This window comes from Novosphingobium jiangmenense (genome assembly GCF_015694345.1).
GTDB lineage: Bacteria > Pseudomonadota > Alphaproteobacteria > Sphingomonadales > Sphingomonadaceae > Novosphingobium > Novosphingobium jiangmenense.
This window is the reverse complement of the sequence record NZ_JADQDC010000009.1, coordinates 144134-164460: the sequence shown is the minus strand read 5'-3', so window position 1 is coordinate 164460 and position 20327 is coordinate 144134. Positions and strand designations below refer to the sequence as shown.

The window sequence follows — 20327 nt, the reverse complement described above, 5'->3', positions numbered from 1 at the left end:
GCGGATGGGCGCGGGAATAGTGGTTCTATTTCAAGCTCATCCAACGTAGCGATGGGCCATTTTGGTCAAATCCCTGCGGGACGCCGCAATGGCTTCCATCTCGAACGGAAATCCGCTTGGAAAGGCAACCAGCCTTCCCGGCGCGCATTTCCGCTCGATATGTTCGCCATTCCGGCGCCTCGAAGGCGTGAGTAATCGGTCCTGACCCTAACTTCCGCGCCCACTTGCCGTCCTTCCGATAATTGTTATAGCGCATAGCGAAATCGGAGGATGCCATGGCCGTTGTTGCGAGTCTGTCCCAAAGTGCGTTGGCCCACGCTGCGCTTGACCGTTTCCTGCGCCCGAAGTCCGTTGCCGTGGTCGGCGCATCGGACAAGCCGGGCGCACTCGGTGCGACGATCCTGACCAACCTCGATCGCAATGGTTATGCCGGGGCAGTCTATCCGGTGAACCCCAAGCGCGACGAGATCATGGGCAAGCGCTGCTACGCCTCGGTCGATGCGCTGCCCGAGGGTGTGGATGTGGCGGTGCTGGCGATCCCGCGTGCGGGCGTGCTCGATGCGGTGAAGGGCCTGGCGGCGCGCAAGTGCGGCGGGGTGGTGATCTTCTCGGCGGGCTTTGCCGAAGGCGGCGAGGAAGGCCTTGCCGAGCAGCGCGAAATCGCTCGGATCGCGCATGAGGCGGGCATGGTGGTCGAGGGGCCGAACTGTCTTGGCCTGGTCAACTATGTCGACCGCATTCCGCTGACCTTCGTCGAAACCAATGCAGTGCCGCCTGCGGGCAAGCGGGCGATCGGCATCGTCTCGCAATCGGGGGCAATGGCAGCGGTGCTCGGCACGATGCTGCTGGCCCGTGATGCCGGCGTGTCCTACTCCGTCTCGACCGGGAACGAGGCGGCCAGCGGGGTCGAAGACTACGTCGACTGGCTGGTCGATCAGGACGACACGCACGTGATCGCGATGATCGTCGAGCAGTTCCGCAAGCCGCAGGCGTTCCTTGCGGCGGCGCGGCGGGCCAAGGCGGCGGGCAAGCCGGTGGTGCTGCTCCACCCCGGCAAGTCGAGCGCGGCGCGCGAGTCCGCTGCCACGCACACCGGAGCCATGGCGGGCGATTACAAGCTGATGCGAGCCATGGTCGCGCGCGCGGGCGTGATCTTTGCCGAGACGCTGGAAGAACTGGGCGACATTGCCGAGATCGCCGTGCGCTGCCCGGCATTGCCTTCGGGCACGACGGCGGTGCTGGGCGAATCCGGCGCGTTCAAGGCGCTCACGCTCGACCTCGCCGAAGAGCTCGATCTGCCGCTGGCCGATCTGCACGACGAGGATTCGCCACTGCTGCGCGCGGCGCTGCCGCCGTTCGTGCCGGTGTCGAATCCGCTCGACATCACCGCACAGGGCCTGTCCGAGCCGGCGATCTATACGCGCTGCATCGAGGCGCTGCTTGACGACGACCGTGTCGGCACGGTCTTTGCCGGTATCATCCAGGCCGAACCGATCACCTGCAAGATCAAGTTCCCGCCGATCCTTGCAGCGGTCGAGGGCCGGACGCTCAACAAGCCGGTGATCTTCGCCGGGCTCGACGAAGGCGCCGAGGTTCCGGCCGAGCGTATCGCCGCGCTGCGGGCGGCGGGCATTCCGTGGTTCCCGACCACCGAACGCGCCCTGCGCGCCGTGACCCGGCTGACGCACTGGTCGGCCCAGGACCTTTCCGCCAACGATCTTCCGGCAACGCCTCTGCCCGGCCTTGCCGATGTTCACGGCGTGATCCCGGAATACAAGTCGAAGGAACTGCTCGGGCCGCTGGGCGTGAGCTTCCCCAAGGGCGGCTTTGCCGACAGCGCCGACGCGGCGGTCGCTGCAGCCGATGCGGTCGGCTATCCGGTGGCGATGAAGGCGCAAGCCGCAGCCCTTGGGCACAAGAGCGATGCCGGTGGCGTTATCCTCAACCTCGCCGACGCCGATGCCGTGCGTGAGGCATGGGATCGGATCCACGCCAACGTCGCGGCCTATTCCGCGGCGATCCGCTTGGACGGCGTGCTGATCGAAGCGATGGGCAAGCGCGGCATGGAAATGATCGTCGGCGCGAAGAACGATCCCGAATGGGGGCCGGTCGTGCTCGCAGGCTTCGGCGGCGTGACTGCCGAGATTCTGCAGGACGTTCGGCTGCTGACGGCTGACCTGACGCAAGCGGCGGTCGAAGCCGAACTGATGAAGCTCAAGAGCGCGGCGCTGCTCAGCGGCTATCGCGGCTCACCCGCGCTCGACGTTCCGGCGCTGGCGGCGCTGATCGTCAAGGTCGGCCAGGTGCTGCGCGCTGAACCCTCGATCCGCGAGATCGATCTCAACCCGGTGATCCTGCATCCCGAGGGCGAGGGTGTAGTGGCGCTAGACGCGCTGATGCTGGTGGAGTGAGCGGCGCTCCTGGGCAGTTCAGTGCCCCGGGAAGTCCATCAGGGCTTCGACTGTCAGCCCGGCGTCGCGCAGGCGGGCGGCGCCGTGGAGGTCTGGCAGGTCGATCACGAAGAGGGCGTGGGTGACGCTGGCTCCGGCCATGCGCAGGAGTTCGGCAGCAGCGAGGGCGGTGCCGCCGGTGGCGATGAGGTCGTCGATGATGACGACGCGTTGACCTTCGGGAATCGCCGTCGGGTCGATCTCGAGGCGGTCGCGGCCGTATTCGAGGGCGTAGTCGATGCCGATGGTCTTTACCGGGAGCTTGCCCGGCTTGCGCACCGGCACGAAGCCGAGACCCATGTGGGCGGCGACCGCGGCTCCAAAGATGAAGCCGCGCGCTTCCATTCCGGCGATAGCTGCGGCACCGGCTTGCTTGGCCATCTGCGCGAGGTGGCCGATGCTCGCCGCAAGGCCCGCTCCGTGAGAGATCAGCGTGGTGATGTCGCGGAACAGGATGCCCGGCGCGGGGAAATCCGGCACGGTGCGGACGAGGGCTTTGAGTTCGTCTGGAGTCATGGAGGCAGACTAGCGCCGCGCAGGCTCAAAAGGAAAGGTCGAGAACCTGCCCGAGATCGGCCAGAGCCTGTTCGCCGCTCGTCACCTTGATCGCGTGCATCCCGAGCGAAGCGGCCGGTTTGCAGTTGATGCCGAGGTCGTCGAGGTAGACGCATTCAGCCGGAGCAAGGCCGAGGGCTTCGCACATCATCAGGTAGATGCGCGGATCGGGCTTGCGCACGCCGGCCTTGCTGCTTTCGATGACGTGTTCGAAGCGGGCAAAGATCTGTTCGAGTTCGTCATGCGCATCGGCGCTGCGGGCCATTCCCGCGCCGTGGCCGGCGGGCACGTTGTTGGTGATGCAGCCCAGGCGGTAGCCTTCGGCCTTGAGCCGGTCGAGCGCTGACACCATCGCCGGACGGACCGCGCCAGCCAGCACCGCGAGGACGGAAGCGCCGTCGAGTTCGTGTCCCAAGGCGCGGGCTTCCTCGGCAAAGCGGCGGTCGAATTCGGCGGCGTCGATCTCGGCGCGCTCGAACAGGGCCCAGGCGTTGGTGTCACCGTTGCGGGCGTTGACCGAGCGGACGAAGTCCTGCGGCAGGCCGCGTTCCGCTTCGAGCCGGTTGAACGCCTCGAACGGGGAGGAGGTGATCACTCCGCCGAAATCGAAAATCACTGCTGCGTAAGCCATTGTGCCTCCCATTGTGGGAGCACCCTTAACCGTCCGGTGAAATCCGGCAAGCTGCAGGTTTTTTCATCCGATTTGACGTGGATCATCGTAAGCCGGGGGAGGTGAAGGCAGGCTTTTCCCATTGAAAGGACAGGAGGATCCCCAATGCGCTCCATTCTTTGCCCCGTCGACAAGTCCGAAACCCTGAACGACCGCGTCGAAACCGCGCTGGCCTTGGCGCGTGAGACGGGCGGGCACGTCACCTTCCAGATCGCCACGCCTTTCGCCCAGATGGCCGCGTGGGAGCCGTTTGGCGGCGCGGCAATCTCTGCCGCCGCGATCAACGAGGCGCGGGAAGCTGACGAGGCTTTCGCGCGCGAGCTCGATGCGCGGTTGGCACCGCAGGACGTGCCGTTCGACATCAACATCGACGACAACGGGCGGGTCGAGGCGACGGCTGCTGGTGCGCGATTCGCCGATGTGATCGTGGCGACGCTGGACGATCCGGCCATCGAAGAAGTGGTGCTCGGCGTGCGTAGCCCGGTACTGGCCGTGCCGCGCGGCGTGCCGATGCTGGCGTTCGATGCGCCGGCGCTGGTGGCGTGGGACGGCGGCCACGAATCCGCCAACGCGCTGCGCGCCGCGCTGCCGTTTCTGGCCAAGGCGAGCGCGGTACACATCCTGACCGTGCGCGAGAAGGACGATACCTTCCCGGCGGTCGATGCCGCCTGCTACCTCTCGCGCCATGGCATTCACGCCGAAGTGCGCGAACAGGAGCGCAATGGCTCCATCGCGTTCACCATCGAAGAGTGCGCACGCAGTGTCGATGCCGGACTGATCGTGATGGGCCTGTTCGGACACAGCCGGTTGCGCGAACTGCTGATCGGCGGCGTATCGCGCGAAATGCTCGACCGGTCGCAGATTCCCCTGCTGCTGGCACATTGACACTTGGGGCCGCTCGGCGCTGCGGCCAAGGTGGGGCATGGCTAAGCTACCCACCTTGTTCGCTGCGGCGCTGTTCCTGCTTCCGCTCGCCGCCTGTTCCTCCGAGCCAGCCGGTCCATCGCCTGCGGCTTCGACCGAGGGTGTGAGCGAGCCAACTGCACAAGCGTCAGTTGCTCCTGAAGGACCTGATGCGATGCTTGCCTCTGGCGGACCGACCGTGGCTGCGGCCCCCGTGCCACCCTCATTCCGCGCACTTGGCACCGAACCGTTCTGGTCGGCGCGGGTGGAGGGGGCGACGCTTGCCTGGTCGACGCCGGAACAGCCGGATGGTCAGGCCGTTCCGATCACCCGCAAGGACGGGGACGGCAAGGCGGTGATTTCCGCGAAGGTCGGCGGCCTGCCGCTGGTGCTTGAAGTCAGTCCGGGGTCATGCTCGGATGGCATGTCCGATACGGTCTATCCGCTCTCGGTGGTTCGGCGTCTGGGCGGGGACGTGCAACGCGGCTGTGCCCGTTGACGGTGTACAAAACCGCATTGTGCGCCGCACAAGGCCGATTCGCTGACTGAGCCTGCAAACCATTGCGAACGAAACGGTCGGGTATCGTTACGTATGCAACAACTATCAAATCCAAGGAATTCATGGACTTGAGAAGGTAATTGCAAAAAATACAACCGAATCAGATCATTTCGCAATTGCACAAAACCTGTGTGCGGTGCATACAGAAACTGCCTTTCAGGCATCCTCTCCCAAAACTTTCCGACCCGGCGGGCAACTGCCGGGTCTTTTTTTGTCTTCATCGCGGGCGCGGCCTGAACTCTTCTTTTGGCGGCTTGCCCCCGCGCCGGTTTTGCGGTCGGATAAGGGCAAGCGAGAGGAACGAAGATGGCTGCGATCAATCTGCCGCGTGTGATCCGCATCGGGGGCGGGGCGCTTGCCGAATTGCCAGCGGCGATGGCGCAGTGCGGGCTGGAGCGGCCCTTCGTTGTCACCGATGCGTTCCTGGTAGGCTCGGGCCTGGTGGCGCGTATGGCCGAAGTGCTGGACGCTGCGGGAATGCGCGCGACGATCTTTGCCGAAACCGTGCCCGATCCGACAGTGGCCGTGGTCGAACTGGCGCTCGAAGCCCTTCGCGCAGCTGAATGCGATTGCGTGATCGGCTTTGGCGGGGGCAGCCCTATCGATACTGCCAAGGCGATTGCCGCGCTGGCCGTGGGCCCTCGTCCGGTGCAGTCGATGAAGGCTCCGGCGACGACCGACGTGCCGGGCCTGCCGATCATCGCAGTGCCGACGACGGCAGGAACAGGTTCGGAGGCGACCAAGTTCACCATCGTCACCGACGAGGCGAGCAGCGAGAAGATGCTCTGCGCAGGTCTCGCCTTCCTGCCGACGGTGGCCATCGTCGATTTCGAACTGACCATGGGCAAGCCCGCACGGCTGACCGCCGACACCGGCATCGATTCGCTGACGCATGCCATCGAGGCCTATGTCTCGAAGCGGGCCAATCCCTTCAGCGATGCCATGGCGATCTCGGCGATGAAGCTGATCGCGCCCAATATCCGCACCGCGTGTGCCGAGCCGGGCAACCGCGCGGCACGCGAAGCGATGATGGTGGGAGCACACCACGCCGGGATCGCCTTTTCCAATGCCAGCGTGGCTCTGGTCCACGGCATGAGCCGTCCGGTGGGCGCCTTCTTCCACGTGCCGCATGGGCTTTCCAATGCGATGCTGCTGCCGGCGGTGACGGCGTTCTCCGCGCCCGCTGCGCTCTCGCGCTATGCCGAATGCGCGCGGGCGATGGGCGTTGCCGCGGCGGACGAGGGTGACCAATCCGCAGTGGCGCGGCTGCTGGAGGAACTGGCGGCGCTTAACGCTGACCTGGCGGTGCCGACCCCGCGCTCGCACGGCATCAGCGAGGCACAATGGTTCGAGGTCGTGCCCGAGATGGCGCGGCAAGCGCTGGCCTCGGGCTCGCCGGGCAACAATCCCCGGGTGCCCGAAGCGGCCGAGATCGAGCGGCTCTATGCCGAGGTCTACGGCTGAGCCGGGACTTTCGCACGATTGCAATGGTCTGACGGATCATGCATAGGCTTGAGCCGTTCCTCCCCAGGTTCATCGGATTCGACGTGGCGCGTGTCTTGCGCGGCGTCGCTTATGTGAGCGTATGGACATGGGTGAAATGAACGGACGTATCGATCGCAACGGCCTCAAGGTCGACGCAAACCTCGCCAGCTTCATCGACAATGACGTGCTCGGCCCGCTCGGGCTCGACGTGGGCGCGTTCTGGCAGGGTTTTGCCGCGCTGGTCGGACATTTCGCTCCGGTAAACCGCATGCTGCTGAGCAAGCGCGACGCGCTGCAGGCGCTGATCGATTCCTGGCATCATCAGCGCCGGGGCAAGCCGATCGATGCGGGCGAATACCGTGCCTTCCTGACCGAGATCGGCTACCTTGTGGCCGAGCCTGCGGATTTCACGATCGGCACGCAGAACGTCGATCGCGAGATCGCCTGCATGGCGGGGCCGCAGCTCGTCGTGCCGGTGCTCAACGACCGCTTCGTGCTCAACGCCGCCAATGCGCGCTGGGGCAGCCTTTACGACGCATGGTACGGGACCGATGCGCTGGATGCGCCGCCGGCTCGGCCGGGTGGCTACGACAGGGATCGCGGGGCAGCAGTAGTCCGGGCGGGCCGTGCCTTCCTCGACCTCACTTTCCCGCTCGACGGTATGAGCTGGGCCGACTGGGACGGAGAAGGCGTGCCGGTGCTGTGCGACGCGACGCAGTTTGCCGGGACCAAGCCGGGCGGAATCCTGCTGTGCAACAATGGCCTGCATGTCGAGATCGTGATCGACCGCAGCCATCAGGTGGGCGCGGATGACAAGGCGGGCATTGCCGACATTGTCATGGAAGCGGCGCTGACGGCCATCGTCGACCTCGAGGATTCGGTCGCGGCTGTCGATGCCGAGGACAAGCTGCTCGCCTATCGCAACTGGCTCGGCCTGATGCGCGGCGATCTGGAAGCCAGTTTCCAGAAGGGTGGCAAGACATTGACCCGCGCGCTGGAGGCGGACCGCGAGTGGACTTCGGCCAAGGGCGAGGCGATGACCCTGCCGGGCCGCAGCCTGCTGTTCGTGCGCAATGTCGGCCATCTGATGACCAACCCGGCGATCCTGCTCGAGGACGGCAGCGACATCCCCGAGGGCATCATGGACGCGGTGATCACGAGCGCCATCGGCTGCCATGACATCAAGGGCCTTGGCCGCCATCGCAACAGCCGCACCGGCAGCATCTACATCGTCAAGCCCAAGATGCATGGGCCCGAGGAGGTCGGCTTCACCAACGACCTGTTCAACGCGGTCGAGGACCTGCTGGGCCTTGAGCGCCACACCGTCAAGGTCGGCGTGATGGACGAGGAGCGGCGCACGTCGGCCAACCTCGCCGCCTGCATCGAGAAGGTGCGCGACCGCATCGTGTTCATCAACACCGGCTTCCTTGACCGCACCGGCGACGAGATCCACACCTCGATGCAGGCCGGTGCGATGATCCGCAAGGGCGCGATCAAGGGGTCGGGCTGGATCGCGGCCTACGAGAAGCGCAACGTCTGCATCGGCCTCGCACATGGCCTCTCCGGCAAGGCGCAGATCGGCAAGGGCATGTGGGCCGCGCCCGACATGATGCACGACATGATGAGCCAAAAGATCGCCCATCCGAAGACCGGCGCGAACACCGCATGGGTGCCTTCGCCGACGGCGGCGACGCTCCACGCCATGCACTACCACCAGGTCGACGTTTTCGAGGTGCAGGAAAGCGTGGCGCAGGAGCGCACGCCGGGGCTCGACGCTTTGCTTGCGATCCCGCTGGCCGATGGGGCCAACTGGTCGGAAGAGGAAGTGCGCGAGGAACTCGACAACAACGCGCAAGGACTGCTGGGCTATGTCGTGCGCTGGATCGACCAGGGCGTCGGCTGTTCGAAGGTGCCGGACATCAACGACGTGGGCCTGATGGAAGACCGCGCGACGCTGCGTATCTCGAGCCAGCACATGGCCAACTGGCTGCTGCACGGCGTGGCCACGAACGAGCAGGTCATGGACAGCCTCAAGCGCATGGCGGCGAAGGTCGATGCGCAGAACGCGGGCGATCCGCTCTACGAACCGATGGCCGGGCGCTGGGAAGAAAGCTTCGCCTTCCGCGCCGCGTGCGATCTGGTGTTCAACGGGGTGGAGCAGCCCAACGGCTACACCGAGCCGCTGCTGCACGCGTGGCGGCTGAAGAAGAAGGCGGCTGTGGCGAAGGTTGCAGAGCCGGCTTGAGGTTGAAGGTTTCGAATTTTCGGGGGCGGGCTTTCGGGTCCGCCCTTTTTGTTTCTCGCAGAGGCGCAGAGGGAGCAGAGAAGAGAAGAATTTTCTCACGCGAAGCCGCAAAGACGCGAAGGTGTCGCGCTTTGCGGCGAAGCCGTTTAGCCCGTGAGGTGCTGCAGTAGATCGGCAGACGCAGTAAATCCGCAGGCAGGGCCTGCGGCGCTCTCAAGCTCTTCGCGTCTTTGCGGCTTTGCGTGCGACATTCCGGGCAGAGCCCGTCACTTCTCCGCGCGAAACCGCTTCCCTACTTCGTCAGCACCCGCGCAATCGTGACGAATTCCTCGACGCTCAACGTCTCGGCGCGGCGCTGGGCGTCAATCCCCAGCGTTTCCAGCGCATCGAGCGCACCCGGCAGACCCTTCAAGGACTGCCGCAGCATCTTGCGGCGCTGGCCGAACGCGGCTTCGGTCACCCGCTCCAGCATCCGCGCCGAGACGCCTTCCGGCATCGTGTCCGGCTCAACGTGAATGATCGCCGACATCACCTTGGGTGGCGGGGTGAAGGCGCTGCGGTGGACCTTCATCGCGATGCGCGGGGTCGCGCGCCACTGCGCCAGCACGGCAAGGCGGCCATAGGCATCGGTGCCGGGCGCGGCGACAATGCGCTCGGCCACTTCCAGCTGGAACATCAGCGTGAGCGACTTCCACTGCGGTGGCCAGTCCTGCCCGCTGAGCCAGCCGGTGAACAGCTGGGTGCCGACATTGTAGGGCAGGTTCGCCGCGACGTGCCACGGCCCATCGAACAGGGTGGCCGGATCGATCTTGGTGGCGTCGCCGCCGATCACGGTCAGCTGACCCGGGAAGGCTTCGGACAATTCGGCAAGCGCAGGCAGGCAGCGCTTGTCCATCTCGATGGCGGTGACGTTCGCGCCCGCGCGCAGCAGGGCGCGGGTCAGGCCGCCGGGGCCGGGGCCGACTTCGAGGACGTTCTCGCCCTTTAGGCTGCCGGGGACGCGGACGATGCGGTCGAGCAACTGCTCGTCGAACAGGAAGTTCTGGCCCAGCGCCTTGGTGGCGAAGAGGCCGTGGCGGTTGATGACGTCGCGAAGGGGGGGAAGGTTGGTCATGTCAAAGCCCTCCGCGCAGCACATTCGCCTGCCATGCGCAGCGCCGCGATCGTCGGCCCGACGCGCGCCTTGCCGGTTCCGGCAATGCCGAAAGCAGTGCCGTGATCGGGCGAGGTGCGGATGATCGGCAGGCCCAGCGTGACGTTTACCCCGGCGTCGAAATCCAGGGCCTTCATCGGGATCAGCGCCTGATCGTGGTACATGCAGATGGCAACGTCATAGCCCTCGCGCGCCTCGGCGTGGAACATGGTGTCGGGCGGCAGCGGGCCGAACGCGTCGATCCCGGCCTCGTGCAACAAGGCGACGGCGGGCGCGACAAGCTCGGCGTCCTCGGTGCCCATGCGCCCATCCTCGCCCGCATGGGGGTTGAGACCGGCGACGGCGAGGCGCGGCTTTGCAATCCCGTAATCGCGCACCAGCGCCGCAGCGGTGATCGCCGCGCGGTTGCGGATCAGTTCGGCGTTGAGCAGGTCCGGCACCGACCGCAGCGAGACGTGCACGGTGATCGGCACGACCCTGAGGCTCGGCCCCGCCAGCATCATCACCGCGTTCTCGGCCGCGATGCCGCAGGCCTCGGCGACGAATTCGGTCTGTCCCGGATGATCGAAGCCGACGCGGGCCAAGCGGCTCTTGGCAATGGGGCCGGTGACCAGCGCCGAGGCCGCGCCTGAGCGGACCAGACCGGTGGCGGTCACCAGCGCATTGAGCGCAAGGCTGGCGCCTGCATCGTCAGGCTCGCCCGGAGCGTAGGGCAGATCGCCAAGGTCCAGCACTGGCAGAGCCCCTGCAAAACAGTCGGCCACTTCGTCCGGCGTCTTCACAGTGCAGATCGGTACCGTGATCCCGCGCCGCTGAGCCGCTTCCTCGACCGCACGCGCCGAGCCGACCACGAAGAACGGCGTCAGGGCCTCGGTATCGCTCAGCGCCCACGCGGCGGCGGCAAGCTCGGGGCCGACGCCGGCAGGATCGCCGATGGTCAGGGCAAGAGGGGCGGTCATGCGCGGCAGCCTAGACGCTCTGCGCGGCCGTGGCGAGGCGCTCCAGCGTTGGCACCAGCTCGTCGTAGTGGTCGATCACCGCATCCGCGCCCAGTTCGTCGGCAGGCATGTCGTTGAAGCCGAAGCGGACTGCGACGACCGGCATCTGCGCCGCCTTGGCGGCTCCGACGTCAAACGTCGTATCGCCCACGAACGCGGCACGCCCGCCGCCGCAGCGCTCGACCATTTCGTGCAGCATGTCCGGCTTCGGCTTGGCGCGATGGCGGCCCAAGGTGTCGCCGCCGATCACGCAGGCGAAGCGGTGGAGAATCCCCAGCTCTTCGAACAGCTTGACCGCGAGGCCCTCCGCCTTGTTGGTGGCAATCGCGATCTTCACGCCGCGCGCGTCCAGAGCGTCCATCATCGCCGCGCCGCCGGGAAACAGCGTGGTGTGATGGGCGATATTCTCGCCATAGAACTCGATCAGCCGCGCCTGCAGTCCGGGGAAGGCATCCTCGTCCACCCCGCCCGACTCCGTCAGGGCAGAGCGCAGCATCTGCGCCGCGCCGCCGCCGATGTGGCGCTTGGTCTCCTCCAGCGGGACCGGCGGCCTGCCTGCCAGTGCCAGCGCATGGTTGAGCGCGACGCCCAGGTCGTGGCTGGTGTCGAGCAGGGTGCCGTCGAGATCGAATCCGACGATTGCATAAGGAAAATCCGCCATCATGTGCGCAACTGGCGCGCCGTTCTGGAAAGCGCAAGGTTTGTCTGGCAAGGGTGCGCGCATGACCGACCACACCCCTCTCGCGACTATCGTCCTTGCCGCCGGAAAAGGCACCCGCATGAAGAGCGACCTGCACAAGGTGCTCCATCCCATTGCCGGCAGGCCGATGGTGGCGCACCTGATGGCAAGCGCGGCGGAGCTGAACCCCGAGCGTCAGGTAGTAGTCGCAGGGCATGGTCGCGAGCAGCTCGAGAAGGCCTTGCGCGGCTCTGCGACCATCGCCGTGCAGGACCCGCAGCTCGGCACGGCGCACGCGGTGCAGCAGGCGGAAGAGGCGCTCGCAGGTTTCGAAGGCGACGTACTGATCCTCTACGGCGACGTGCCCTTCGTCCGTGCAGAGACGATGCGCGCGATGATCGCGCGCCTGCACGAGGCTGATGCTCCGGCGGCGGTCGTGCTCGGCTTTGAACCCGCCGACACGCTGCAATACGGACGCGTGATTGCGGAAGGCGACCGTATCGTGAAGATGGTCGAGCACAAGGACGCGACCGAGGCCGAGCGCGCGTGCCGCGTGTGCAATTCCGGCCTCATGGCCGTGCGCAGCGCCGACCTGTTCGGCCTGCTCGCCCGCGTCGGCAACGACAACGCCCAGGGCGAATACTACCTGCCCGACGTGGTGAACATCGCAATTGCCGATGGCCGGACCTGTGCCGTTGTCGTGACCGACGATGCCGACGAAGTCGCCGGGATCAACAGCCGCGCCGAACTGGCCGAAGCCGAAGGCCGTTGGCAGCAGCGCCGCCGGGCGCAGGCGATGGCCGACGGCGCCACGCTGATCGCGTCGGAGACGGTCTGGTTCGCCTGGGACACCGTACTCGGCCGCGATGTGACGATCGAGCCCAACGTGTTCTTCGGCCCCGGCGTGACCGTGGCAGACGGAGTGACGATCCACGCCTTCTGCCACCTCGAGGGCGCAACGCTGTCGCCCGGCGTGCATATCGGCCCCTACGCCCGCCTGCGCCCTGGCGCGAAGCTGGAGGAGGACGTCAAGGTCGGCAACTTCGTCGAGGTCAAGAACACGGTCATGCACCGTGGCGCCAAGGCCAGCCACCTGACCTACCTAGGTGATGCCGAAGTGGGAGCAGAAGCCAACATCGGCGCCGGCACGATCACCTGCAATTACGACGGCTACTTCAAGTACAAGACCACGATCGGTGAACGCGCCTTCATCGGCTCGAACTCGGCGCTGATTGCGCCAGTAAAGATCGGTGCAGATGCCATCGTCGCAGCAGGCAGCGCGGTTTCGCGCGACGTGGCCGATGGCGAGCTGCGCATGGTGCGGGCCGAGCAGCTCGTAAAGCCCGGCTGGGCCGACCGCTTTCACGACGCGATGAAGAAGAAGAAGGCCGAGAAACGGGGCTGACACCTGCGTTCGGCGCCTAGTCGCTTCGCCATATCGTCCATTGCTGGCCCGCTCAGCCGGAATTCCGGTGGTGCCTATCCATGCCCGCGCGATGGTCGAGGCTTCGGGAGGCACTGACCGGCTGCAGCATCGGGCGACCAGCATCACTTCGACATGCGATGAAACTCTACCCGATTTGGATGATTATTACTTGTTTTATTATAGTAACTTAAATTTGAAGGACTTTCGCTTCGACAATTCTAATTGAATTGAATGCGCTCCTCGTTGTGTAGACTGCCCCGGTTGACCGGGGCGGGTCAGGGATTGGGGGGCGCGTGTACAAATCGAGTTTTGGCGAAGGTTTGCGATTTCTGATCGGGCTTCCCTTGAGCCTCATCTATTTCCCGATCATGGTGCTTACAGTCCTGGTCTACGTGCTGATGCCGCGGTCGGTCGTTGCGCGCCTGCAGGAAGCAAACCGGCGCAAGGAGATCGCGGCGCGGCTCAAGGCGATGGATCAGTTCGTCAACAAGGGTGAGCGGGTCCTGGACTTTGGTGCCGGGCGCGGCGATTTCCTGAAGCACGTCGCCCGCGATTTCTCGGTCGATATCATCGGCATCGACATCATCGACTATACCGATGACGACGTCGAAGTGCTGATGTTCGATGGCGATCGCATTCCCTTGCCGGACAAGAGCGTCGATGTCGGCATGGCGGCCTTTGTGCTGCATCACATTGTCGATCAGGAGCGGGCCATGGCCGAACTGGTCCGCGTCTGCCGCAGCCGGATCATCATCTTCGAGGACACGTTCTTCACGCCATGGCAGTGGGTCTTCGTTGCCTGGAACGACTATTACGCCAACATCATCATGGGCAGCGTCCGGGCGTGGAAGAGCCTCGGCAAGTTCACCATTGCGAAAATGCCGATGCCGCTGACGTTCCGTTCGGTGCGCGGGTGGAGCGCGTTCTTCGGCGGGTACGGCCTGACGACCAGATCGGTGCAGGTACGGCACAACGCCATCAAGCCGATGTCGAAAGTGACCTTCGTGCTTGAAGTGGCTCCGCAAACCGCAACCGTCGAACCGGCATCGAAGCCGGCCGAGCCTGTTCCGGCGATGGCCTGACCGGAGAAGCCTCTCCGGCCGGCGCCGGATCAATCCAGTATCGACGCCGGCACCTTTCCACCGTTCTCCGCCAGCTTGCGCATCGTCGCCCTGTGGAGCCAGATGTTCATCTCCGCCGAGCCGTCGAGTGCGCCGGTATAGCCGAGTTCCTGGGCGAGTTCCTTGCGGTTAGCGAGGCTCGCATCAATGCTGAGCAGCTTCATCAGGTCGACGATCGAAGTGCGCCAATTGAGGTCCTTGCCTTGCGCCATTTCGCTGAGGTTGGCTTCGACATCGAATTGCGAGGCTGGGGTCGGTGCGGGGGCCGCTGCTGGGGCTGCTGTCGGAGTCGGTGTCGGTGCTGCCGGAGCGGGCGCGGGCGCTGGCTTGGGCGTCTGGCCGGTCTGCGTGGGGCGCGTGCCCTTCCACGAGATGGCGTCCATGATCTTGCTGAAAATGCTCATCGATCCGGCTTCTGCTTTGGGGTTCACGACAGGCAACCGGAGCGAAGGCATTGCGTTCCGCCGAGGAGCGGTCAGCCGGACGAATCCTCGGCTGCGCGCGGCGAAACCGTCGTAGGCCGCATTGGGGGTCGACATAGCCGAGAGGATGACTTGACGATAGCGCGATATCATATCATGATATCATCATGGCTCGCATTCTCGCCGACCTTCCCGAAGCCGACATCGATTGGCTCGACGCCCGCGCGGCCGAGGAGGGCAAGTCGCGTGCGGCGGTATTGCGCGATGCGGTCAGCGCTTACAAGGCCAGTCTGCCGCTGCCCGGTCGGTCGGACTGGATCGTGCGCGGCGCAGGCTACTGGAAAGACCGGCGCGACATCGGCGACGGACTAGACTGCCAACGCGAACTTCGCGCCAGTGGTCGCGGCACCCTGGTGGAAGGCTGACGCTTGTCCGACCCCTTCTTCGATACGTGCATTCTGGCCGATTGGCTGCGGGACGTGCCGCAGGCGCGTGCCGAGCTGTCGCGCTATCGCCGCCATCGCATCAGCCGGCTCGTCTGGGCCGAGATACTCGCTTGCGAGCCTCTAGAGACGCGCGATCATGTCCGCGATTTAATCTTGCCGTTTGAAATCGTAGAGGTCGACGGGCGCATAGCAATAGCCGCCGCCGACCAGCATCATCGCCACGGTATGCCCCTTCCCGATGCGATGGTGCTGGCGACGGCACAGATCAACGGCAGCATTCTCGTTACACGAAATACCAAGGATTTCCCGGCTAACCTGCCCGGCATCCGCGTGCCCTATACTCTCTAAGCGCCCTGTACTCTCTAAGCGAAGGCCCAGAATCCTCATGTGCGGAATTATCGGAATCGTCGGCAAGGAACAGGTGGCTGACCGGCTGGTCGATGGCCTGCGCCGGATGGAGTACCGCGGCTATGACTCCGCCGGCATCTGCACGGTCGAAGACGGCCAGCTCGTCCGCCGCCGCGCCGAGGGAAAGCTCAACAACCTGGTGCTGGAACTGGCGCGCAATCCGGCCTCGGGCCTGATCGGCATCGCCCACACCCGCTGGGCCACCCACGGCGCGCCGACCACCAGCAACGCGCATCCGCACGCGACGGGCGAAGTGGCGCTGGTTCACAACGGCATCATCGAGAACTTCAAGATACTGCGCGACGCATTGATCGCACGCGGCCGCAAGTTCGAGAGCGAGACCGACACGGAAGTGGTGGCGCACCTCGTCTCCGAGCAGGTCGAGGCAGGCCTCTCTCCACAGGATGCGGTCAAGGCCGTGCTGCCGACCTTGCGCGGGGCCTTCGCGCTGGCCATCGCCTTCCGCACCCACGACGACATGCTGATCGGCGCACGGCTCGGCTCGCCGCTCGTCGTCGGCTATGGTGACGGCGAGACCTATCTCGGCTCCGACGCGCTGGCGCTCGCCCCGCTCACCCAGCGGATCACCTATCTCGAAGAGGGCGACTGGGTGGTCATCACCCGCGAAGGCGCGCAGATCTTCGACGCCGACAACAATCCGGTCGAGCGCCCCATTGTCGCCTCGGGCGCGACTGCGGCGGCGATCGAGAAGGGCAACTATCGCCACTTCATGCAGAAGGAGATCTTCGAGCAGCCGGTCGTCGTTGCCCAGACGCTGCGCTCCCACCTGCGCCGCGTCGAGCAGACCGTAGCCCTGCCGCAGATCGATTTCGACCTCGCCAGCATCAACCGCGTGACCATCGTGGCGTGCGGGACGAGCTTCTATGCCGGCATGGTCGCCAAGTACTGGTTCGAGCAGTTCGCCCGCCTGCCGGTCGACATCGATGTGGCGTCCGAATTCCGCTACCGTGATCCCGTGCTCGAGCCGGGCGGCCTCGCCCTGTTCATCTCGCAGAGCGGCGAGACGGCGGATACGCTGGCGGCGCTGCGGCACTGCAAGGCGGCGGGGCAGACCATCGCCGTCGTCGTCAACGTACCGACCAGCTCGATGGCGCGCGAGGCGGACCTGCTCCTGCCGACTCATGCCGGGCCGGAAATCGGCGTCGCCTCGACCAAGGCCTTCACCTGCCAGCTCGCCGTTCTCGCGGCGCTCGCTGCCCACCTTGCGGTCAAGCGCGGTCGCCTGACGCGTGAGGAAGAAGCCGAGATCGTCGAGCAACTCGTCGAGACTCCCGCCTGCCTCAATGCGGCGCTGGCCCATGACGAGGAAATCGCCGGCATGGCCCACCTGATCGCGCCGGCGCGTGACGTGCTCTACCTCGGCCGCGGGCCGGACTATCCGCTGGCCCTCGAAGGCGCGCTGAAGCTCAAGGAAATCAGCTATATCCACGCTGAGGGCTATGCCAGCGGCGAGATGAAGCACGGGCCCATCGCGCTGATCGACGAGGCGGTGCCGGTGATCGTGCTCGCCCCTTCAGGTCCGCTGTTCGAGAAGACCGTCAGCAACATGCAGGAAGTGCGTGCGCGCGGCGGCAAGGTCGTGCTGATTTCGGACGCCGAAGGCATTGCCGAAGCGGGCGAGGGCTGCCTGGCCACGATCGAGATGCCGAAGGTCCATCCGCTGATTGCCCCGCTGGTCTATGCGGTGCCGGTGCAGTTGCTGGCCTACCACGTCGCCGTGGCCAAGGGCACCGACGTCGACCAGCCGCGCAACCTCGCCAAGTCGGTGACGGTGGAGTAGCGCGCTCACAGGGCCTGACAGTTCATTGCTTCGCCAAACCGAGGTCTGTGTACGAATTTGGCATTCTGTCAGATTGGTTTATGAGCCTTCGCAAATGGTGCGAGGTTGAACGTGGCGGACGCAAGGTCGGACAGGGCGCGCAGGCTTGAGCTAGGCCGGCAACGGCGAGCGAAGACACGCGCCAAGATCATCGCCGCTGCTTTTGAGCTGTTCGGCGAGGAAGATGGCCTCTACGCCCGCATCGAAGACGTATCGCAGCGCGCGGGGATCACCCGCGCGACGTTCTACGACCACTTCTCCGGGATGAGCGAGCTTCGCGAAGCTGTGACCTATGAGGTCACCCACGATTTCCTGACCGCAGTCACCCACACCGTCTCGCTGCTTCCGGATCCTCGCGAGCGCATTTCGGTGGCAATCCGCTTCTACCTGCATCGTGTTCGCGAAGTTCCGGGTTGGGGCAGATCGATGATCAACCTCAGCGCGAACGGCATCATCTTCGGCGCGGAAACGTTCCGCCAGGCTGAACTCACGGTGGTGGACGCAATCGCGGCGGGGCATCTGACGATCGTGGATAGCGCCCTCGGGAGAGATGCGATCCTGGGCACGACCATCGCCGCAATATCGACGATGCTGCGCGAGGAACGGGACGGCAATTACCCCGAGCAGGTCGTCACCATGATCCTCGTGGGTCTCGGCGTTGCCCCGGCAGATGCGCGGGAAATTACCGAACGGCAGTTGCCCGCGCTGATCCCGGCACCTCGCCAAGAACAAACTTGACGATCTGCAAGATTGAAAATACCCCACCTCAATCTGACATATTGTCGGATTAAGATTCGATGTCCTCGGCCGCAGAAGCCGTTGGTTGGGAGAAGCGAAGAATGCCTGTCTTGGCACGTAACCGGCGATTTGCCGGCCACGTCGTTGCGTCCGTATCTGTAGCGACCATGACATGCTCTGGGTTTGCCAGCGCCGCGCCTGCCCCGCGTCCGCCCGAGACTGTTTACGCCAAGACCTGTGGCTACTGCCATGGCCAGCATGTCGCACCAATCATTCGCGGGCGCGGCCTGCCGGTCGACGTGATCGAGCAATATGTCCGCACCGGCCCGCGCAGCATGGTTGCCTTCCGCCCCACCGAAATCAGCGATGCCGAACTCAAGGCGCTCGCGAAGTGGCTCAATGCCTCGAAGGCCGATCCCAAGGAGAAGGGCGAATGACCGGTATCAGCCGTCGCGATGTGATCCGGACCGGTGCCGTTGGTGCCGCCATGCTGGGATCGAGCGCTTTCGCTTCGCCGCTCGATGGCCCGCGCCAATTGCCGGCTCATCTAGACAAGGGTGTCTTTGCCGCTGCGGTGAAGGAACTGCGCGCGGTGGTGGGAGCGGAATGGGTCTTCGCCGATCCCGAAAGCACCTTGCCCTATGCCAAGAGTTTCACGCCCGATCCCCGGCACGAGCACGTGCCGTCAGGCGCTGTCGCCCCGGCCTCGGTGGAAGAAGTGCAGGCGATCCTCAAGATTGCCAACAAATACAAGCTCCCGCTGTGGACCGTCTCCACCGGCAAGAACATGGGCTATGGCTGCGCCACGCCTGCCAGCAGTGGCCAGATGATCCTCGACCTGAAGCGGATGAACCGCATCATCGAGATCGATGCCGAACTCGGCACCGCGCTGGTGGAACCGGGCGTCACCTATCAGGACCTGCGCGATTACCTTGACGAGCACAACCTGCCGTTCTGGCTCGACGTGCCCACTGTCGGCCCGATCGTCTCGCCGCTCGGCAACACGCTGGAACGCGGGGTGGGCTACACCCCCTATGGCGATCACTTCTTCATGCAGTGCGGCATGGAAGTGGTGCTGGCCGACGGCACGGTGGTGCGCACCGGCATGGGCAGCGTCAAGAACTCGACCACCTGGCAGGCGTTCAAGTGGGGCTACGGACCCTATATCGACGGCATTTTCACCCAGTCAAACTTCGGCGTGGTGACGAAGCTCGGCTTCTGGCTCATGCCAAAGCCGCCCGCATTCAAGCCGTTCATGGTGCGCCACAACGAGATGGGCGATGTCGCCAAGATCGTCGATGCGATGCGCCCGTTCCGCATGAACAACCTCATTCCCAACGTCGTGCTGATGATGGGCGCGGCTTACCAGATCGCGATGTTCCACCGCCGCGAGGAGCTGTGGGACAAGCCGGAAAGCATCCCCGACGACGTTGTGCGCGATTTCGCGAAAAAGCACGGCCTCGGCATGTGGAACACCTACTTCGCGCTCTACGGCACCGACGAGATCATCGCAGCGGTCGAACCTATCGTGCGCCGCGCGTTCGAGGCTTCCGGCGGCGAGGTGCTGACCGAGAAGGAGATGGGCGGCAACCTGTGGTTCGAGCATCACAAGAACCTGATGTCCGGCCAACTGACGCTGGAGGAGAAGGGCATCATGCGCTGGCGCGGCGGCGGGATGTGCTGCTTTGCGCCGGTTGCTCCGGCCAAGGGCGTGGAGACGCAGCAGCAGACCGAACTCGCCAAGGAAATCCTGGGCAAATACGGCTTCGACTACTCGGTCGCCTACGCCATTGGCGGTCGCGAACTGCACCACCTGATCTTCATCCAGTATGACAAGGAAGACCCTGTCGAGGAGAAGAAGGCGGACGACTGCATCCGCGAAATGGTCACCCGCTTCGGCGAGCGGGGCTGGGCCAGCTACCGCACCGGCGTCAACACCATGGATCTGGTGGCGAAGCAATATGGCGAGGCCAACCGCGCGCTTAACGCCCGGCTCAAGCAGGCGCTGGACCCCAACCACATCCTTTCGCCCGGCAAGCAGGGAATCGCCTGACATGGGGCGGAACTTCGCAGTGCCATCGCTTCGGGAAAATTGGTCGGGGAGATAGGATTCGAACCTACGACCCTCTGGTCCCAAACCAGATGCGCTACCAGGCTGCGCTACTCCCCGACCGGGAGAATCCGCCGTTTCCGGTGGATTTGGGATTCGTCGCTCGGCTTGTGGCCGGG

Annotated in this window: 19 protein-coding genes and 1 tRNA gene; 13 read left to right on the top strand and 7 right to left on the bottom strand. The window is 65.1% G+C overall.

Annotation, left to right across the window (positions count from 1 at the left end):
• Window positions 1-275 precede the first annotated feature (275 nt).
• A complete protein-coding gene (locus tag I2488_RS13920) occupies window positions 276-2411 on the top strand; it encodes an acetate--CoA ligase family protein (RefSeq protein ID WP_196276417.1) in 2136 nt (711 codons plus the stop codon).
• 18 nt (window positions 2412-2429) lie between these two features.
• Here the strand turns inward: I2488_RS13920 and I2488_RS13915 are convergent, their stop codons facing one another.
• Window positions 2430-2966: an adenine phosphoribosyltransferase gene (locus I2488_RS13915; protein WP_196276416.1), complete on the bottom strand. Its 537-nt coding sequence runs from the start codon at window positions 2964-2966 to the stop codon at window positions 2430-2432.
• A 25-nt stretch (window positions 2967-2991) separates the two neighbouring features.
• The gene (locus tag I2488_RS13910; protein WP_196276415.1) at window positions 2992-3636 is read right to left on the bottom strand and encodes an HAD-IA family hydrolase; all 645 of its coding nucleotides are present in this window, start codon (window positions 3634-3636) and stop codon (window positions 2992-2994) included.
• A gap of 144 nt (window positions 3637-3780) precedes the next feature.
• On the opposite strand from I2488_RS13910, the gene I2488_RS13905 reads away from it, so the two are divergent.
• From I2488_RS13905 to I2488_RS13890, 4 genes are all read left to right on the top strand, one after another.
• Window positions 3781-4560 carry a universal stress protein gene (locus I2488_RS13905; RefSeq protein ID WP_196276414.1) on the top strand — a complete coding sequence of 260 codons (780 nt, stop codon included), beginning with the start codon at window positions 3781-3783 and terminating at the stop codon, window positions 4558-4560.
• Window positions 4561-4597: 37 nt separating this feature from the next.
• Window positions 4598-5077 carry a COG3650 family protein gene (locus I2488_RS13900; RefSeq protein WP_196276413.1) on the top strand — a complete coding sequence of 160 codons (480 nt, stop codon included), beginning with the start codon at window positions 4598-4600 and terminating at the stop codon, window positions 5075-5077.
• Window positions 5078-5443: 366 nt separating this feature from the next.
• On the top strand, window positions 5444-6601 hold the full coding sequence (locus I2488_RS13895) for an iron-containing alcohol dehydrogenase (RefSeq protein WP_196276412.1): 1158 nt from the start codon (window positions 5444-5446) through the stop codon (window positions 6599-6601).
• 136 nt (window positions 6602-6737) lie between these two features.
• Entirely contained in the window at window positions 6738-8867 is a 2130-nt protein-coding gene (locus I2488_RS13890; RefSeq protein WP_196276411.1) for a malate synthase G, read from the top strand.
• A gap of 292 nt (window positions 8868-9159) precedes the next feature.
• Here the strand turns inward: I2488_RS13890 and rsmA are convergent, their stop codons facing one another.
• The 3 genes from rsmA to I2488_RS13875 are packed head-to-tail and all read right to left on the bottom strand — an operon-like array spanning window position 9160 to window position 11679.
• A complete protein-coding gene (gene rsmA, locus I2488_RS13885) occupies window positions 9160-9981 on the bottom strand; it encodes a 16S rRNA (adenine(1518)-N(6)/adenine(1519)-N(6))-dimethyltransferase RsmA (protein WP_196276410.1) in 822 nt (273 codons plus the stop codon).
• A complete protein-coding gene (pdxA, locus tag I2488_RS13880) occupies window positions 9978-10979 on the bottom strand; it encodes a 4-hydroxythreonine-4-phosphate dehydrogenase PdxA (protein ID WP_196276409.1) in 1002 nt (333 codons plus the stop codon). Before pdxA ends, rsmA begins: the two co-directional genes overlap by 4 nt.
• 10 nt (window positions 10980-10989) lie before the next feature.
• Entirely contained in the window at window positions 10990-11679 is a 690-nt protein-coding gene (locus I2488_RS13875; protein ID WP_196276408.1) for an HAD-IA family hydrolase, read from the bottom strand.
• 61 nt (window positions 11680-11740) lie between these two features.
• Between I2488_RS13875 and glmU the strand changes: the two genes are divergently transcribed.
• Window positions 11741-13102, top strand: a complete 1362-nt coding sequence (gene glmU / locus I2488_RS13870; RefSeq protein WP_196276407.1) for a bifunctional UDP-N-acetylglucosamine diphosphorylase/glucosamine-1-phosphate N-acetyltransferase GlmU — start codon at window positions 11741-11743, stop codon at window positions 13100-13102.
• 365 nt (window positions 13103-13467) lie between these two features.
• A complete protein-coding gene (locus I2488_RS13865) occupies window positions 13468-14205 on the top strand; it encodes a class I SAM-dependent methyltransferase (RefSeq protein WP_196276406.1) in 738 nt (245 codons plus the stop codon).
• A gap of 29 nt (window positions 14206-14234) precedes the next feature.
• Here I2488_RS13865 and I2488_RS13860 read toward each other — a convergent pair whose 3' ends face one another.
• Window positions 14235-14648, bottom strand: a complete 414-nt coding sequence (locus I2488_RS13860) for a DUF3597 domain-containing protein (protein ID WP_196276405.1) — start codon at window positions 14646-14648, stop codon at window positions 14235-14237.
• Window positions 14649-14833: 185 nt separating this feature from the next.
• Between I2488_RS13860 and I2488_RS13855 the strand changes: the two genes are divergently transcribed.
• From I2488_RS13855 to I2488_RS13830, 6 genes are all read left to right on the top strand, one after another.
• The gene (locus I2488_RS13855) at window positions 14834-15091 is read left to right on the top strand and encodes a ribbon-helix-helix protein, CopG family (protein WP_196276404.1); all 258 of its coding nucleotides are present in this window, start codon (window positions 14834-14836) and stop codon (window positions 15089-15091) included.
• A 3-nt stretch (window positions 15092-15094) separates the two neighbouring features.
• The gene (locus tag I2488_RS13850; RefSeq protein WP_196276403.1) at window positions 15095-15460 is read left to right on the top strand and encodes a type II toxin-antitoxin system VapC family toxin; all 366 of its coding nucleotides are present in this window, start codon (window positions 15095-15097) and stop codon (window positions 15458-15460) included.
• Between the two features lie 37 nt (window positions 15461-15497).
• Window positions 15498-17321: a glutamine--fructose-6-phosphate transaminase (isomerizing) gene (gene glmS / locus I2488_RS13845; protein ID WP_196276402.1), complete on the top strand. Its 1824-nt coding sequence runs from the start codon at window positions 15498-15500 to the stop codon at window positions 17319-17321.
• A gap of 111 nt (window positions 17322-17432) precedes the next feature.
• Window positions 17433-18098: a TetR family transcriptional regulator gene (locus tag I2488_RS13840; protein ID WP_196276401.1), complete on the top strand. Its 666-nt coding sequence runs from the start codon at window positions 17433-17435 to the stop codon at window positions 18096-18098.
• 167 nt (window positions 18099-18265) lie between these two features.
• Window positions 18266-18535: a c-type cytochrome gene (locus I2488_RS13835; RefSeq protein WP_196276400.1), complete on the top strand. Its 270-nt coding sequence runs from the start codon at window positions 18266-18268 to the stop codon at window positions 18533-18535.
• A complete protein-coding gene (locus I2488_RS13830) occupies window positions 18532-20151 on the top strand; it encodes an FAD-binding oxidoreductase (RefSeq protein ID WP_196276399.1) in 1620 nt (539 codons plus the stop codon). Before I2488_RS13835 ends, I2488_RS13830 begins: the two co-directional genes overlap by 4 nt.
• A gap of 40 nt (window positions 20152-20191) precedes the next feature.
• Here the strand turns inward: I2488_RS13830 and I2488_RS13825 are convergent.
• Window positions 20192-20268, bottom strand: a tRNA-Pro gene (locus tag I2488_RS13825).
• Window positions 20269-20327: the final 59 nt, after the last annotated feature.

Excerpts from the sequence above, each read along its gene's own strand:
- I2488_RS13920 (WP_196276417.1), top strand. The coding sequence starts at position 276 with ATGGCCGTTGTTGCGAGTCTGTCCCAAAGTGCGTTGGCCCACGCTGCG.
- I2488_RS13915 (WP_196276416.1), bottom strand. The coding sequence starts at position 2,966 with ATGACTCCAGACGAACTCAAAGCCCTCGTCCGCACCGTGCCGGATTTC.
- I2488_RS13910 (WP_196276415.1), bottom strand. The coding sequence starts at position 3,636 with ATGGCTTACGCAGCAGTGATTTTCGATTTCGGCGGAGTGATCACCTCC.
- I2488_RS13905 (WP_196276414.1), top strand. The coding sequence starts at position 3,781 with ATGCGCTCCATTCTTTGCCCCGTCGACAAGTCCGAAACCCTGAACGAC.
- I2488_RS13900 (WP_196276413.1), top strand. The coding sequence starts at position 4,598 with ATGGCTAAGCTACCCACCTTGTTCGCTGCGGCGCTGTTCCTGCTTCCG.
- I2488_RS13895 (WP_196276412.1), top strand. The coding sequence starts at position 5,444 with ATGGCTGCGATCAATCTGCCGCGTGTGATCCGCATCGGGGGCGGGGCG.
- I2488_RS13890 (WP_196276411.1), top strand. The coding sequence starts at position 6,738 with ATGAACGGACGTATCGATCGCAACGGCCTCAAGGTCGACGCAAACCTC.
- rsmA (WP_196276410.1), bottom strand. The coding sequence starts at position 9,981 with ATGACCAACCTTCCCCCCCTTCGCGACGTCATCAACCGCCACGGCCTC.
- pdxA (WP_196276409.1), bottom strand. The coding sequence starts at position 10,979 with ATGACCGCCCCTCTTGCCCTGACCATCGGCGATCCTGCCGGCGTCGGC.
- I2488_RS13875 (WP_196276408.1), bottom strand. The coding sequence starts at position 11,679 with ATGGCGGATTTTCCTTATGCAATCGTCGGATTCGATCTCGACGGCACC.
- glmU (WP_196276407.1), top strand. The coding sequence starts at position 11,741 with ATGACCGACCACACCCCTCTCGCGACTATCGTCCTTGCCGCCGGAAAA.
- I2488_RS13860 (WP_196276405.1), bottom strand. The coding sequence starts at position 14,648 with ATGAGCATTTTCAGCAAGATCATGGACGCCATCTCGTGGAAGGGCACG.
- I2488_RS13855 (WP_196276404.1), top strand. The coding sequence starts at position 14,834 with ATGGCTCGCATTCTCGCCGACCTTCCCGAAGCCGACATCGATTGGCTC.
- glmS (WP_196276402.1), top strand. The coding sequence starts at position 15,498 with ATGTGCGGAATTATCGGAATCGTCGGCAAGGAACAGGTGGCTGACCGG.
- I2488_RS13835 (WP_196276400.1), top strand. The coding sequence starts at position 18,266 with ATGACATGCTCTGGGTTTGCCAGCGCCGCGCCTGCCCCGCGTCCGCCC.
- I2488_RS13830 (WP_196276399.1), top strand. The coding sequence starts at position 18,532 with ATGACCGGTATCAGCCGTCGCGATGTGATCCGGACCGGTGCCGTTGGT.